Raw genomic sequence first — 13,941 nt, 5'->3', positions numbered from 1 at the left:
ATCCGGGACCGCAGCCGCCGTCGTCCGCGCGACAGGCGCTCAGGCGCGCGGTACGGCGGCGTCCGAGGCGGCGTCCACGACCTTCCGGTCGCCCATCGGCTCGTTCAGCGTCACCGTCCGCTTGAGCTCCTTGGCGATCATGATGCAGACCTTCTTCCCGTCCGGCTGCGATTCCGTGACGGAGACCCGCACCTGGCCCGCGCTCTCCTCGGCGTGCGCCGTGTAGGTGCTGCACACGCCGCCCCAGAACGTCACCGTCAGCGTCCGCCCGTCCGCGGTGTACGACGTGATCCGCCGGTCGCCGGCCTTCGGGGCGGGCTCCGGCTCCGCCAGGTGTACGGGGTCCACGGCCACCTGCGAGACCGTGCTGTCCGGTCCGCCCGCGGCGGGCCGCACCGAGAACAGCCAGGACGGTACGAGCGTCTGCTTCCCGTCCACGTACTGCGTGGCGAGCCCGAACACCGCCTTGTCCACCGTCATCACGACGGGCTCGGCGGCCCCACGCGGCATCGCGCAGTCCGCCGGAGGGGCCGTCTGCTCGCCCTCCAGGGGTGCGGGGGTGGCGCACCCGCCGACATCGGGGGTGCCGCCGCCCTTGGACGAGGCGTTCAACCGCTTCAGCGCGTCCTCGGCGCCGATCACCGGATAGGTGTCGCCCTTCTCCAGGCCCTTCAGCTGCCCGCTGCCGCCGACCACTTCGCCGTCGGCGCCCACCTGAATCCCGGTCGACCAGCCGTACGTCGGCAGTCCGCCGATCGCGGGGTCGGCGTTCACCACCCGTACCGAGCCCATCACCTGGGCCGTGTCGAGGGCGGCCTCCTCCTGGCCCAGCGCCTTGAGCACGGGCGCCGCCGCGGCCCTGGCGGCCTTCTCGCTCACCGGGGCGACCTGGCCGGCCATGGCGTCCCCGGCGGTCCCGCTCGCGCAGACCGTGACGGAGGCGCACTGGTCCGGGCCGCCCGAGCCGTACCGGGCGAAGGTCCAGGTGCCCGGCGCCTGCTTGTTGACCTGGAGGAAGGGCCCGGAGCCGTCCTTGGCGGTGCCCACCTTCCAGATGGTGCCGGCCGCCGTGGGAGTGCCGTCCAGATCGAGTGCCCGGGCCAGCCGGGCCACATCCGCCGCGCTCACCGTGCCCGTCGAACGGTGGACGGCCGCCGAGTCCGGGCCGTCGGGCAGCTCGCTAGAGGACCGGTAGACGATTCCGTCCCCGCCGGGCGGCGGTTCGCCGGGCGCGATGCCCCTCGACGGTGCGGAGGGGCTGTCCGCCGACTGGTCCAGCGTGAGCGGGGGAGGGGTGCGGTCGTCGCGCGCCGCGGCACGGCCGTCGGCGGCGCCGTCACCGGCCGCGGCGGCGGCCCAGTACGCGCCACCCCCTCCGGCGATCAGCACCGCTGCCGCCACCGAGGCGACAGCGAGGGGCGAACGCCGCCGCCGTGGGCCGGACACGTCGTTGTCAGGTCGCTCGGTGCTCACCGGATCGCTCCTTCGACTGCATGGGCCGGTCGGCCCTACCGCCTGCCTCCCGGGTGGGGACACCGGTGGGACGGAGCAGGGGAGCGCGCGGTTCCACGGCGGGGGCGGGAAGCCGCCTCCGCCACGCCCGCGTGCCTCTCAGTCGCCGTACTCGGACATCGCGTCGACGAGCCGGGCGGAGCCGGGCGGCACCGTGACTCCGTGAATCAAGGACGGAGCCACCGGCGCCGTGGCGGTCTTCGCTGGTACGACCCAGTGCGGCGCCATTCGCGCGCAGTCTCCGCGCAGCTCGGCCAGGCTCATCTCGGGTTCGCGCGGGGCGATGTGCTTCGGCATATCCGCACCGTACGCACGCGACGGCTCAGGTAGAAAGCCCTACTATCGGGTAGTTTTCCCCTCTCGGGCCTGGAGCGGTGAACGGGTAGCGTGAACTGTCACGCCGTCCCGGAGGGCGCGCTCACGCGTTTCCTCCGCTTTCCGCAGGAGCAGCATTCCCGTGCGCATTGCAGTCACAGGCTCCATCGCCACCGACCACCTCATGACCTTCCCCGGCCGTTTCGCGGACCAGCTGGTCGCCGACCAGCTGCACACGGTCTCGCTCTCCTTCCTGGTCGACAACCTCGACGTGCGCCGGGGCGGTGTCGCGGCCAACATCTCCTTCGGCATGGGACTCCTCGGTACCCGCCCGATTCTCGTCGGCGCGGCCGGCTCGGACTTCGGCGAGTACCGCGCCTGGCTCGACCGGCACGGCGTCGACACCGGCTCCGTACGGATCTCCGAAGTCCTGCACACGGCCCGCTTCGTCTGCACGACGGACGCCGACCACAACCAGATCGGCTCCTTCTACACGGGCGCCATGAGCGAGGCCCGCCTGATCGAGCTGAAGAACGTCGCCGACCGCGTGGGCGGCCTCGACCTCGTCTCCATCGGCGCCGACGACCCCGAGGCGATGCTCCGCCACACCGAGGAGTGCCGCACCCGCGGTATCCCCTTCGCCGCGGACTTCTCGCAGCAGATCGCGCGGATGGACGGCGAAGAGATCCGCATCCTCCTCGACGGCGCCACGTACCTCTTCTCCAACGAGTACGAGAAGGGGCTCATCGAGTCCAAGACCGGCTGGACCGACGAGGAGATCCTGGCCAAGGTCGGCCACCGGGTCACCACGCTCGGCGCCCGCGGCGTGCGGATCGAGCGAACCGGCGAGGCGACGATCGAGGTCGGCTGCCCCGACGAGGAGAGGAAGGCCGACCCCACCGGCGTCGGCGACGCCTTCCGCGCCGGATTCCTCTCCGGCCTGGCCTGGGGTGTCGGCCTGGAGCGCGCCGCCCAGGTCGGCTGCATGCTCGCCACCCTGGTCATCGAGACGGTCGGCACGCAGGAGTACACCCTGCGCCGCACCCACTTCATGGACCGCTTCACCAAGGCGTACGGCCACGAGGCCGCCGCCGAGGTGCGCTCCCACCTCTCCTAGGGAGACCGGCTCAGTGGAGCCGGCGGACCACGTAGGCCGAGCCCCGGTCCGCCGGCTCCTCACCCGCGTACTCCTGCTCGCGCATCTCGCACCAGGCGGGGATGTCGAGCCGCGCCGCCTCGTCGTCGGCGAGGACCGTCACCGTGCCGCCCACCGGTACGTCCCCGATCACCTTTGCGAGTTCGATCACCGGGATCGGGCAGCGCCTGCCCAGCGCGTCGACGACCAGCGAAGCCGTCGCGGTGGGGGAGGGGGCCGCGGAGACCGGAGCGCCCAGCCGCTCCCGTACGCCGGAGACGACCCCGGGAAGCACCTCCAGGAAGCGGTCGACGTCCGCCCCGGTGGTCCCCATGGGCAGCGACACGCGGACGTTGCCCTCCGAGAGCACCCCCATCGCCCTGAGCACATGGCTCGGCATCAGCGTGCTGCTCGTACAGGACGAACCGGACGATACGGAGAATCCGGCACGGTCCAGCTCCTGGAGCACTGTCTCTCCGTCGACATAGAGACAGGAGAAGGTCACCAGGTGCGGCAGTCGTCGCACCGGGTCGCCGACCACCTCCACATCGGCCACCAGCTGCGGCACCCGTGTCCTGATCCGGTCCACCAGGCCCCGCAGCCGTACGGACTCGGCCGCCGACTCGGCCCGCACCGCCCGCAGCGAGGCCGCCGCCGCCACGATCGCCGGAAGGTTCTCGAACCCGGCGGCCCGCCCCGACTCCCGTTCGTCCGCGGGGCCTTGAGGAGCGAACCGGACGCCCTTGCGCACGGCCAGCAGTCCCACTCCGGCGGGTCCGCCCCACTTGTGGGCGCTGGCGGCCAGCAGCGACCAGCCCTCGGGCACCGGCCCCCAGGCCAGCGACTGCGCCGCGTCCACCAGCAGCGGAACCCCCGCCGAGCCGCAGATCCCGGCGACCTCGGCCACCGGCTGCTCGGTGCCGACCTCGTGGTTGGCGGACTGCAGACAGGCCAGCGCGGTGTCCGCGCGCAGGGCCTCGGCGAACGCCTCGGGGCCGGCCGCCCCTGACCGGTCGACGGCCACCTCGGAGAACGAGCCGCCCGCCGCCTCGTGGGCGGCGGCCGAATGGAGCACCGACGAATGTTCGACCGCGGATACGACCAGGTGGCGGCCGACACGCCGACGCCCTGAAAGGGCCCCGGCGATCCCCGCGTGCACCGCCCGGGTCCCCGACGAGGTGAACACGAGCTCGTCGGGGCGGCATCCGACGGCCTCCGCGGCGGCCTCCCGGGCGGCGTCCAGCAGCATCCGGGCCCGCCGTCCCTCCCGGTACAGCCTGGCCGGATCGGCCCAGCCCTCGTCGAGTGAGGCAAGCAGCGCCTGGCGGGCGACGGGATGCAGCGGGGCCGAGGAGGCGGCGTCGAAGTAGGGCACGGCGCCACGCTAGCCCGCACCCGGGCGGCAGCGGGAAGGGGACACCCGTCCCGGCAGGAGAGGGGGCGTCAGATGGTGCCCGGAGGCCAGGATTCCACCCCTTCGGGGAGCCGGGCGGCGCGTTGGGCACCCTCCCCGCGCGACCCCAGATAGCGTCCAGTAGGGTTTGGTCCGCATAAACATCCAAACCCCTGCCCGCGTCAGGGCCGGCGACCGACCAGAGACGGGCGCGCCGACCGTGCGGGCGAGACTCTCGGGAAGGCGCTACGTGAGTCCCAACGGCTCCGACCGCTCGTCGCGGCGCCCGATGCGGCGGAAGCTGCCGCAGGTGCTGACTGCGGGCCTGGTTCTGGCGACGGCCTCCGGTTGTTCGTACAACTGGGAAGATTTTCCCCGCCTCGGTATGCCCACACCGGTAACGGAAGAGGCCCCTCGGATCCTCTCCCTCTGGCAAGGCTCGTGGGCGGCAGCGCTCGTCACGGGTGTCCTTGTCTGGGGGCTGATCCTCTGGAGCGTCATCTTCCACCGGCGTACGCGCACCAAGGTGGAGGTCCCTCCGCAGACCAGGTACAACATGCCCATCGAGGCGTTGTACACAGTGGTTCCCCTCATCATCGTCTCGGTGCTGTTCTACTTCACCGCGCGCGATGAATCGAAGCTCCTGGCGCTTGAGGACAAGCCGGCCCACACGATCAATGTGGTCGGCTACCAGTGGAGCTGGGGCTTCAACTACATCGAGAAGGTGGAGGGCCAGCCCTCCGCAGGCAGCGAGATCCCCAAGGAGCTCGACGCCATCCCCAACCGGTACCGCGAGGACTTCCCCGAGGGCGCCGGCGGCGTCTACGACGTGGGCGTCCCCGGTACCCGTAACCCGCAGAACGGCAACCCGGGCCCGACCCTGTGGCTGCCGAAGGGCGAGAAGGTCCGCTTCGTCCTGACTTCGCGTGACGTCATCCACTCCTTCTGGGTGGTGCCGTTCCTTATGAAGCAGGACGTCATCCCGGGCCACACCAACGCGTTCGAGGTCACTCCCAACCGGGAGGGCACCTTCATGGGCAAGTGCGCCGAACTCTGCGGCGTCGACCACTCCCGGATGCTCTTCAACGTCAAGGTCGTCTCCCCCGAGCGTTACCAGCAGCACCTCAAGGAGCTGGCGGAGAAGGGTCAGACGGGCTACGTGCCGGCAGGCATCGAGCAGACGGACCCGGCCAGGAATGCGGAGACGAACACACTGTGAGCATCCTCAACGAACCTCAGGGTGCCGCGGCAGCAGACGACTCGTACGAGGACGAGCTGCCGGTACGGCGCAAGCAGCCGGGAAACGTCGTCATCAAGTGGCTGACCACCACTGACCACAAGACGATCGGCACGCTCTACCTGGTCACGTCGTTCGTGTTCTTCTGCGTCGGCGGACTCATGGCGCTCTTCATGCGCGCCGAGCTGGCCCGTCCCGGCACGCAGATCATGTCGAACGAGCAGTTCAACCAGGCGTTCACGATGCACGGCACGATCATGCTGCTGATGTTCGCGACGCCGCTGTTCGCCGGATTCGCGAACTGGATCATGCCGCTGCAGATCGGCGCGCCCGACGTGGCGTTCCCGCGGCTGAACATGTTCGCGTACTGGCTGTACCTCTTCGGCTCGATCATCGCGGTGGCGGGCTTCCTGACCCCGCAGGGTGCGGCCGACTTCGGCTGGTTCGCCTACTCCCCGCTGTCAGACGCCGTCCGGTCGCCGGGTGTCGGCGCCGACATGTGGATCATGGGTCTGGCCTTCTCCGGGTTCGGTACGATCCTCGGTTCGGTCAACTTCATCACCACGATCATCTGCATGCGCGCGCCCGGCATGACGATGTTCCGTATGCCGATCTTCACCTGGAACGTGCTGCTGACCGGTGTACTGGTCCTGCTCGCCTTCCCGGTTCTGGCAGCCGCGCTCTTCGCGCTGGAGGCGGACCGTAAATTCGGTGCGCATATCTTCGACGCGTCCAACGGCGGCGCATTGCTCTGGCAGCACCTCTTCTGGTTCTTCGGCCATCCAGAGGTGTACATCATCGCCCTGCCGTTCTTCGGAATCATTTCCGAAGTGATCCCGGTATTCAGCCGCAAGCCGATGTTCGGCTACATCGGTCTGATCGCGGCCACCATCGCCATCGCGGGTCTCTCCGTGACGGTGTGGGCGCACCACATGTACGTCACGGGCGGCGTGCTCCTGCCGTTCTTCTCGTTCATGACCTTCCTTATCGCGGTGCCCACCGGTGTGAAGTTCTTCAACTGGATCGGCACCATGTGGAAGGGGTCGTTGTCCTTCGAGACACCGATGCTCTGGGCCGTCGGCTTCCTGATCACCTTCACCTTCGGTGGTCTGACCGGCGTGATCCTGGCCTCGCCCCCGATGGACTTCCACGTCTCCGACTCGTACTTCGTCGTCGCGCACTTCCACTACGTCATCTTCGGCACCGTGGTCTTCGCGATGTTCTCCGGATTCCACTTCTGGTGGCCGAAGTTCACGGGCAAGATGCTGGACGAGCGGCTCGGCAAGATGACGTTCTGGACGCTGTTCGTGGGCTTCCACGGCACGTTCCTGGTGCAGCACTGGCTCGGTGCCGAGGGCATGCCGCGACGCTACGCGGACTACCTCGCGGCGGACGGCTTCACCGCTCTGAACACGATCTCGACGATCTCCTCGTTCCTGCTCGGCCTGTCGATGCTGCCGTTCTTCTACAACGTGTGGAAGACCGCCAAGTACGGCAAGAAGGTCGAGGTCGACGACCCGTGGGGTTACGGCCGTTCGCTGGAGTGGGCCACGTCCTGCCCGCCGCCGCGGCACAACTTCCTCACGCTGCCGCGGATCCGTTCCGAATCCCCGGCGTTCGACCTGCACCACCCGGAGATCGCGGCGCTCGAGCAGCTTGAGCACCACTCCGACGCCGACAAGGCTCTCGCCGGTGGCAAGGAGGCAGGCAAGTGAAGATCCAGGGCAAGCTGTTCATCTGGCTGAGCGTCTTCATCCTCGCCATGGCCATCACGTACGGCGTGTGGTCGAAGGAGCCGGTCGGTACCACCGCACTGTTCCTGTCCTTCGGACTGTCCATCATGATCGGCTTCTACCTGGCCTTCACGGCCAACCGGGTCGACGCGATGGCTCAGGACAACAAGGAAGCCGATGTCGCGGACGAGGCCGGCGAGGTGGGGTTCTTCTCCCCGCACAGCTGGCAGCCGCTCTCGCTGGCCATCGGTGGCGCCTTTGCCTTCATGGGCGTCATCTTCGGCTGGTGGCTGCTCTACTTCTCGGCCCCGATCCTGCTGATCGGTCTCTTCGGCTGGGTCTTCGAGTACTACCGCGGCGAGAACCGCACCCAGTGACACCGCACCACCCGTAGGACCCGTTCCACCTCGCAGGGGGCCCGGCCGCTCAGTACCGAGCGGCCGGGCCCTTTCGCTCGTTTGCAGTCATTGAACGCGCTGGATCGGATGAATCTTCTTACGTTGGGTTCATGACGCACACGCCGCGCATCCGCACCGTAGTGAGCTGCAGTCTGCTGGTCGTGACCCTGGTTGCAGGTGCGACCGCCTGTGGCGAGCCCGATGGTCATCAGCTTTCTGCCCGGCCGTTCGACGCGGCCGAGCAGGTGTCCTTCAACGGCCCCTCCGGTAAGGAGAAGGCCGACCCGGACAAGCCCCTCGAAGTCACCGTCAAGGGGGAGGACGGCCGCATCACCGATGTGACGGCCGTGGACGCCGAAGGCCGCCATCTCGCCGGCGAGCTCGCCGCCGACGGGAAGCGCTGGCATTCGACGGCCCCCCTCGCGGCCGGTGCCCGGTACACCGTCAAGGTCTCCACCGAGGACGAGGACGGCGCTCCCGGGAGCCGTACGCTCTCCTTCGACACCGCCTCGCCCAAGAAGCTGCTGAAGGTCTCCTTCGGCCCTGAGAAGGGCACCTACGGCGTCGGACAGCCCGTCACAGCGGAACTCAGCGCTCCGGTGAGGGACAAAGCCGCCAGGGCCACGGTGGAGCGCGCGCTGAGGGTCAGGTCGACCCCCGCCGCCACCGGCTCCTGGTACTGGGTGGACGACAAGAACCTGCACTACCGCCCGCAGGAGTACTGGCCCGCCAACGCCACCATCGAGGTGCGGAGCAGCCTCGCGGGCATCAAGGTGACCAACTCCCTCTACGGAGCCGCCGCGAAGCCCCTGAAGCTCACCACCGGGGACCGGATCGAGGCCATCACCGACGCCTCGGACCACTCGATGACGGTGAAGCGCAACGGAAAAGTGATCAACACCATTCCGGTGACCACGGGGAAGCCCGGCTTCTCCACCCGCAACGGCGTCAAGGTGGTGCTGGGCAAGGAGTACTACGTACGCATGCGCGGTACGAGCATCGGTATCGCCGAGGGCTCGTCCGAGTCGTACGACCTGCCGGTGTACTACGCGACGCGGGTCACCTGGAGCGGCGAGTACGTGCACGCGGCCCCCTGGTCGACCGGCTCCCAGGGCAACGCCAACGTCAGCCACGGCTGCACGGGCATGAGCATGGGCGATGCCGAGTGGTTCTTCGAGACCGTGCGCCAAGGCGACATCGTCAAGGTCGTCGGAAGCATCGGCGACACGATGACACCGTTCGACAACGGTTTCGGCGACTGGAATCTGTCCTGGGAGAAGTGGCAGAAGGGCAGCGCGCTGCACAACGGCACGCCCGACAGTGCGGTCGGGAACACCGTCCAGGCGGCGCGCCTGCGCCCCCACGTCTGACCCGGCCGGAGTGCGCCGCCCCTCGGCGGGACCGCGAACAGGAGACCGGAAACCCTCAGGCGTCCACGGACAGCCTGCCCCGCAGCAGAGCCGCGAGGGCGTCGGCGAACTCGACCGGATCGACCGGCAGGGTCACCGCGGCGTCCGCGCGGCTCCAGGTGGCCAGCCAGGCGTCCTGCGGGCGCCCGATCAGCAGCAGCACCGGCGGGCAGTGGAAGACCTCGTCCTTGATCTGGCGGCAGACACCCATCCCGCCGGCGGGAGCGGTCTCGCCGTCCAGCACACAGACGTCGATGCCGCCGTTGTCCAGGGCGGTCAGGACGGCGGGCAGGGTCGCGCACTCGACGAACTCCACCGGGGGCACGTCCGCCGCCGGCCTGCGACCTGCTGCCAGCCTCACCTGCTCGCGGGTGTTGGCGTCGTCGCTGTAGACCAGGACCGTGGCGGTCGGCTGCATTGTTCCTCCGTGACATCTGCGTCTTCGGGGCTCTCCGGGCATGAACCGATGCGCGGATCGTACTCCGACGGACAGCTTGTCAGCACCGGTAATGACACCGATTCGATGGGCCGTTCGGGGAGGACACACGCGGTGGACACACCGAACGGCACCCCCGGGAGTGAGGGCGGGATAAGCGACCGACATAATGTCGGTCGTGGCGACAGCAACGACAGTAGAAACCGGGCACGCGCACCCGTCGGTCAATCGACCGAACCTCACCAGCGTCGGAACCATCATCTGGTTGAGTTCCGAGCTGATGTTCTTCGCGGCCCTCTTCGCGATGTACTTCACCCTGCGATCGGTGATGGGACCGGATCACTGGAAGGAGATGGCTCATCATCTGAACTTCCCGTTCTCGGCGACGAACACCACGATCCTGGTGCTCTCCTCACTCACCTGCCAGCTCGGCGTCTTCGCCGCCGAGCGGGGCGATGTGAAGAAGCTCCGCACCTGGTTCATCATCACGTTCGTGATGGGTGCGATCTTCATCGGAGGCCAGGTCCTGGAGTACACCGAGCTGGTCAAGGACGCGGGGCTCTCCCTGTCGTCCGACCCGTACGGCTCGGTGTTCTACCTGACCACCGGCTTCCACGGTCTGCATGTGACAGGCGGCCTCATCGCCTTCCTGCTGGTTCTCGGCAGGACGTACGCAGCCAAGAGGTTCACCCACGAACAGGCCACCGCCGCCATCGTCGTGTCCTACTACTGGCACTTCGTCGATGTCGTGTGGATCGGCCTGTTTGCCACGATCTACATGATCAAGTAACCGGGCTCGCACCCACACACCATCGACGCAGAAGATCCTGACACCGGGGTAATCCGTGAAAAAGCTCTCCGCACGACGACGCCATCCGCTGGCGGCGGTCGTCGTACTACTCCTCGCGCTGGCGGCTACCGGGGGGCTGTACGCCGCTTTTGCGCCTGCGGGTAAGGCGCAGGCAGACGAAACCGCCCAGTCCCTCGCTATCGACGAGGGCAAGAAGCTCTACTCCGTAGGCTGCGCCAGCTGCCACGGAACCGGCGGTCAGGGCACCACCGACGGGCCGTCCCTCGCGGGCGTGGGCTCCGCCGCCGTCGACTTCCAGGTCGGTACGGGCCGTATGCCGGCACAGCAGCCGGGCGCCCAGGTACCGAAGAAGAAGGTCGTTTACACCCAGGCACAGATCGACCAGCTCGCGGCGTACGTCGCGTCGCTCGGCGCCGGTCCGATCACGCCGACCGAGAAGCAGGTCAACCCCGAAGGCGCGGACATCGCCAAGGGTGGCGACCTGTTCCGCACCAACTGCGCGCAGTGCCACAACTTCACGGGAGAGGGCGGCGCGCTGACACACGGCAAGTACGCCCCGAGCCTCGAAGGCGTGAGCCCGAAGCACATCTACGAGGCCATGCAGACCGGCCCGCAGAGCATGCCGTCCTTCCCCGACACGACGATGCCGGAGCAGCAGAAGAGGGACATCATCGCGTACGTCCAGACCGTGAACGGAGAGGACTCCGCGAGCCCCGGTGGGCTCAAGCTGGGTGGTCTCGGTCCGGTCAGCGAGGGTCTCTTCGGCTGGATCTTCGGACTCGGCGCACTGATCGCAGTTGCCGTTTGGGTCGCGGCCCACACCGCTAAGGCCAAGAAGTCATGAGTAGCCAAGAGATTCCAGAAGAGACCCTGCCGGTCGAGCAGGGCACCGCGCACGGCGCGGTAACGGTGGCGGACGATCCGTTCGCCGACCCGGGGCTGCCGGCCCACAAGCCGCGCATCCAGGACATCGATGAGCGGGCCGCGAGGCGCTCCGAGCGCGCGGTCGCGTTCATGTTCACGCTGTCCATGCTGGCGACGGTCGCGTTCATCGCGTCCTACGTCATCTTCCCGGTCGACAAGATCGTCTACATCTGGCCGTTCGGCCACGTGAGTGCGCTGAACTTCTCCCTGGGTCTGACCCTGGGTCTGGCGCTCTTCTTCATCGGCGCGGGCGCCGTCCACTGGGCGCGCACCCTGATGTCCGACGTGGAGACGGCCGCCGAGCGTCACCCCATCGAGGCCGAGCCCGAGGTCAAGGCGCAGGTGCTCGCCGACTTCGCGGCCGGTGCCGACGAGTCCGCCCTGGGCCGGCGCAAGCTGATCCGCAACACCATGTTCGGCGCGCTGGCCCTGGTGCCGCTCTCCGGCGTCATGCTGCTGCGCGACCTCGGCCCGCTGCCGGAGAGGAAGCTCCGCACCACCATGTGGGGCAAGGGCAAGCAGCTCATCAACATGAACACGATGGAGCCGCTGCGTCCCGAGGACATCGTCGTCGGCTCGCTGACCTTCGCCATGCCCGAGGGCCTGGAGGAGGACGCGCACGACTTCCAGACGCAGATGGGCAAGGCCGCCCTGATGATCGTCCGGATCGAGCCGGACGACATCAAGAACAAGCGTGAGCGCGAGTGGGCCCACGAGGGCATCGTGGCGTTCTCGAAGATCTGCACCCACGTCGGCTGCCCGATCAGCCTGTACGAGCAGCAGACGCACCACGTCCTCTGCCCGTGCCACCAGTCCACCTTCGACCTCTCCGACGGCGCCCGCGTCATCTTCGGTCCGGCCGGTCACCCGCTTCCGCAGCTGCGGATCGGCGTGAACAATGAGGGCAACCTCGAGGCGCTGGGTGACTTCGAAGAGCCCGTCGGTGCTGCATTCTGGGAGCGCGGATGAGTACTGCGACAGACACGAAGCGCAAGGCACCCGCCGGTGAGCGGGTGGCCGACTGGGCAGACGGCCGGCTCGGCATCTACGGCCTGGCCAAGGCCAACATGCGCAAGATCTTCCCGGACCACTGGTCCTTCATGCTCGGGGAGGTCGCGCTCTACAGCTTCATCATCATCATCCTCACGGGTGTGTACCTGACGCTGTTCTTCCACCCCAGCATGAACGAGGTCGTGTACCACGGCTCCTACGAGCCGCTGCAGGGCATCCGGATGTCCGAGGCGTACGCCTCGACGCTCCGCATCAGCTTCGACGTACGTGGCGGTCTGCTCGTCCGGCAGATCCACCACTGGGCCGCGCTGATCTTCCTGGCCGCCATGTTCGTGCACATGATGCGCGTCTTCTTCACGGGCGCGTTCCGCAAGCCGCGTGAGGTCAACTGGGTCTTCGGCTTCCTGCTGTTCGTCCTGGGCATGTTCACCGGGTTCACCGGTTACTCGCTCCCGGACGACCTGCTGTCGGGCACCGGTGTCCGCTTCATGCAGGGTGCCGTTCTGTCGGTGCCGATCGTCGGAACGTACCTCTCGATGTTCCTGTTCGGCGGGGAGTTCCCCGGCGTCGACTTCGTCGCCCGGTTCTACTCGGTCCACATCCTGCTGCTGCCGGGCATCATGCTCGGGCTCGTGGTCGCCCACCTGATCCTGGTCTTCTACCACAAGCACACGCAGTTCGCGGGTCCCGGCAAGACGAACAAGAACGTCGTCGGCATGCCGCTGCTGCCGGTGTACATGGCGAAGGCCGGAGGCTTCTTCTTCCTGGTCTTCGGTGTCATCGCCATCATCTCGGCGATCGCCTCGATCAACCCGATCTGGGCCCTCGGCCCGTACCGCATCGACCAGGTGTCGACCGGCGCGCAGCCCGACTGGTACATGGGCTTCTCCGAAGGTCTCATCCGTGTGATGCCGGGCTGGGAGATCAACCTGTGGGGTCACACGCTCGTCCTGGGTGTGTTCATCCCGCTGATGATCTTCCCGCTGGTCCTGGTCGCGATCGCGGTCTACCCGTTCATCGAGTCCTGGGTCACCCGCGACAAGCGGGAGCACCACATCCTGGACCGCCCGCGCAACGTGCCCACCCGCACCGCGTTCGGCGTGGCCTGGATCACGTGGTACTTCGTGCTGCTCGTCGGTGGTGGCAACGACCTGTGGGCCACGCACTTCCACCTGTCGATCAACGCCATCACCTGGTTCGTGCGGATCGCGTTCTTCGTGGCTCCGGTCGTCGCGTTCATCGTGACGAAGCGGATCTGCCTCGGCCTCCAGCGCCGCGACAAGGACAAGGTGCTGCACGGACGCGAGTCCGGCATCATCAAGCGCCTGCCGCACGGTGAGTTCGTCGAGATCCACGAGCCGCTCAGCCCGGGGCAGCTGCACACGCTCACCGCGCACGAGCAGTACAAGCCGGCCGAGATCGGCCCGGCGGTCGACGAGAACGGCGTCAAGCGCAAGGTCTCTCCCATGGAGAAGCTGCGTATCAAGCTCAGCAAGGGCTACTACGGCGAGGACAACCAGATCGCCAAGCCCACTGCCGAGGAGTACAAGGAGATCACCAGCGGCCACGGCCACCACTGATCACCTGAACTGATCGCCACAGCGAGAGCCCCGTCCATCGAGTGGAC

At 68.0% G+C, this 13,941-nt stretch carries 13 protein-coding genes; 9 read left to right on the top strand and 4 right to left on the bottom strand.

What is annotated here, in order from left to right; translation table 11 throughout:
* Positions 1-39: 39 nt before the first annotated feature.
* Positions 40-1,473: a hypothetical protein gene (locus tag ACFWSK_RS28695; RefSeq protein ID WP_383792168.1), complete on the bottom strand. Its 1,434-nt coding sequence runs from the start codon at positions 1,471-1,473 to the stop codon at positions 40-42.
* A gap of 138 nt (positions 1,474-1,611) precedes the next feature.
* The gene (locus ACFWSK_RS28690) at positions 1,612-1,809 is read right to left on the bottom strand and encodes a hypothetical protein (protein ID WP_383792165.1); all 198 of its coding nucleotides are present in this window, start codon (positions 1,807-1,809) and stop codon (positions 1,612-1,614) included.
* Positions 1,810-1,969: 160 nt separating this feature from the next.
* On the opposite strand from ACFWSK_RS28690, the gene ACFWSK_RS28685 reads away from it, so the two are divergent.
* Positions 1,970-2,944 carry a carbohydrate kinase family protein gene (locus ACFWSK_RS28685; RefSeq protein WP_383792162.1) on the top strand — a complete coding sequence of 325 codons (975 nt, stop codon included), beginning with the start codon at positions 1,970-1,972 and terminating at the stop codon, positions 2,942-2,944.
* 10 nt (positions 2,945-2,954) lie between these two features.
* Here ACFWSK_RS28685 and ACFWSK_RS28680 read toward each other — a convergent pair whose 3' ends face one another.
* On the bottom strand, positions 2,955-4,337 hold the full coding sequence (locus ACFWSK_RS28680; protein WP_383792159.1) for a cysteine desulfurase/sulfurtransferase TusA family protein: 1,383 nt from the start codon (positions 4,335-4,337) through the stop codon (positions 2,955-2,957).
* Between the two features lie 268 nt (positions 4,338-4,605).
* Here ACFWSK_RS28680 and coxB point away from each other — a divergent pair, with 268 nt between their 5' ends.
* The 4 genes from coxB (at position 4,606) to ACFWSK_RS28660 (ending at position 9,093) form a co-directional block, all read left to right on the top strand.
* Entirely contained in the window at positions 4,606-5,574 is a 969-nt protein-coding gene (gene coxB / locus ACFWSK_RS28675) for a cytochrome c oxidase subunit II (RefSeq protein WP_383792156.1), read from the top strand.
* A complete protein-coding gene (gene ctaD / locus ACFWSK_RS28670; protein WP_383792155.1) occupies positions 5,571-7,307 on the top strand; it encodes a cytochrome c oxidase subunit I in 1,737 nt (578 codons plus the stop codon). Before coxB ends, ctaD begins: the two co-directional genes overlap by 4 nt.
* The gene (locus tag ACFWSK_RS28665; protein WP_383792152.1) at positions 7,304-7,702 is read left to right on the top strand and encodes a cytochrome c oxidase subunit 4; all 399 of its coding nucleotides are present in this window, start codon (positions 7,304-7,306) and stop codon (positions 7,700-7,702) included. The genes ctaD and ACFWSK_RS28665 overlap by 4 nt, the downstream gene beginning before the upstream one ends.
* Positions 7,703-7,833: 131 nt before the next feature.
* Complete coding sequence (locus tag ACFWSK_RS28660) at positions 7,834-9,093, top strand: Ig-like domain-containing protein (protein WP_383792149.1); 1,260 nt, start codon at positions 7,834-7,836, stop codon at positions 9,091-9,093.
* 55 nt (positions 9,094-9,148) lie between these two features.
* Here ACFWSK_RS28660 and ACFWSK_RS28655 read toward each other — a convergent pair whose 3' ends face one another.
* Positions 9,149-9,550, bottom strand: a complete 402-nt coding sequence (locus tag ACFWSK_RS28655; protein ID WP_383792146.1) for a hypothetical protein — start codon at positions 9,548-9,550, stop codon at positions 9,149-9,151.
* Positions 9,551-9,737: 187 nt separating this feature from the next.
* Here ACFWSK_RS28655 and ACFWSK_RS28650 point away from each other — a divergent pair, with 187 nt between their 5' ends.
* From ACFWSK_RS28650 to ACFWSK_RS28635, 4 genes are read left to right on the top strand one after another with little or no spacing between them, the layout of a single operon-like run.
* Entirely contained in the window at positions 9,738-10,358 is a 621-nt protein-coding gene (locus ACFWSK_RS28650; protein ID WP_266807862.1) for a heme-copper oxidase subunit III, read from the top strand.
* 55 nt (positions 10,359-10,413) lie between these two features.
* Positions 10,414-11,223, top strand: coding sequence for a c-type cytochrome (locus ACFWSK_RS28645; protein ID WP_383792142.1), 810 nt, complete (start codon positions 10,414-10,416; stop codon positions 11,221-11,223).
* Positions 11,220-12,272, top strand: a complete 1,053-nt coding sequence (locus tag ACFWSK_RS28640; protein WP_383792139.1) for a Rieske 2Fe-2S domain-containing protein — start codon at positions 11,220-11,222, stop codon at positions 12,270-12,272. The genes ACFWSK_RS28645 and ACFWSK_RS28640 overlap by 4 nt, the downstream gene beginning before the upstream one ends.
* Entirely contained in the window at positions 12,269-13,894 is a 1,626-nt protein-coding gene (locus tag ACFWSK_RS28635; protein ID WP_383792137.1) for a cytochrome bc complex cytochrome b subunit, read from the top strand. The genes ACFWSK_RS28640 and ACFWSK_RS28635 overlap by 4 nt, the downstream gene beginning before the upstream one ends.
* Positions 13,895-13,941 lie beyond the last annotated feature (47 nt).

This window comes from Streptomyces sp. NPDC058620 (assembly GCF_042717135.1).
GTDB lineage: Bacteria > Actinomycetota > Actinomycetes > Streptomycetales > Streptomycetaceae > Streptomyces.
The sequence above is the reverse complement of the archived record's forward strand: the minus strand, read 5'-3'. Positions and strand labels throughout refer to the sequence as shown.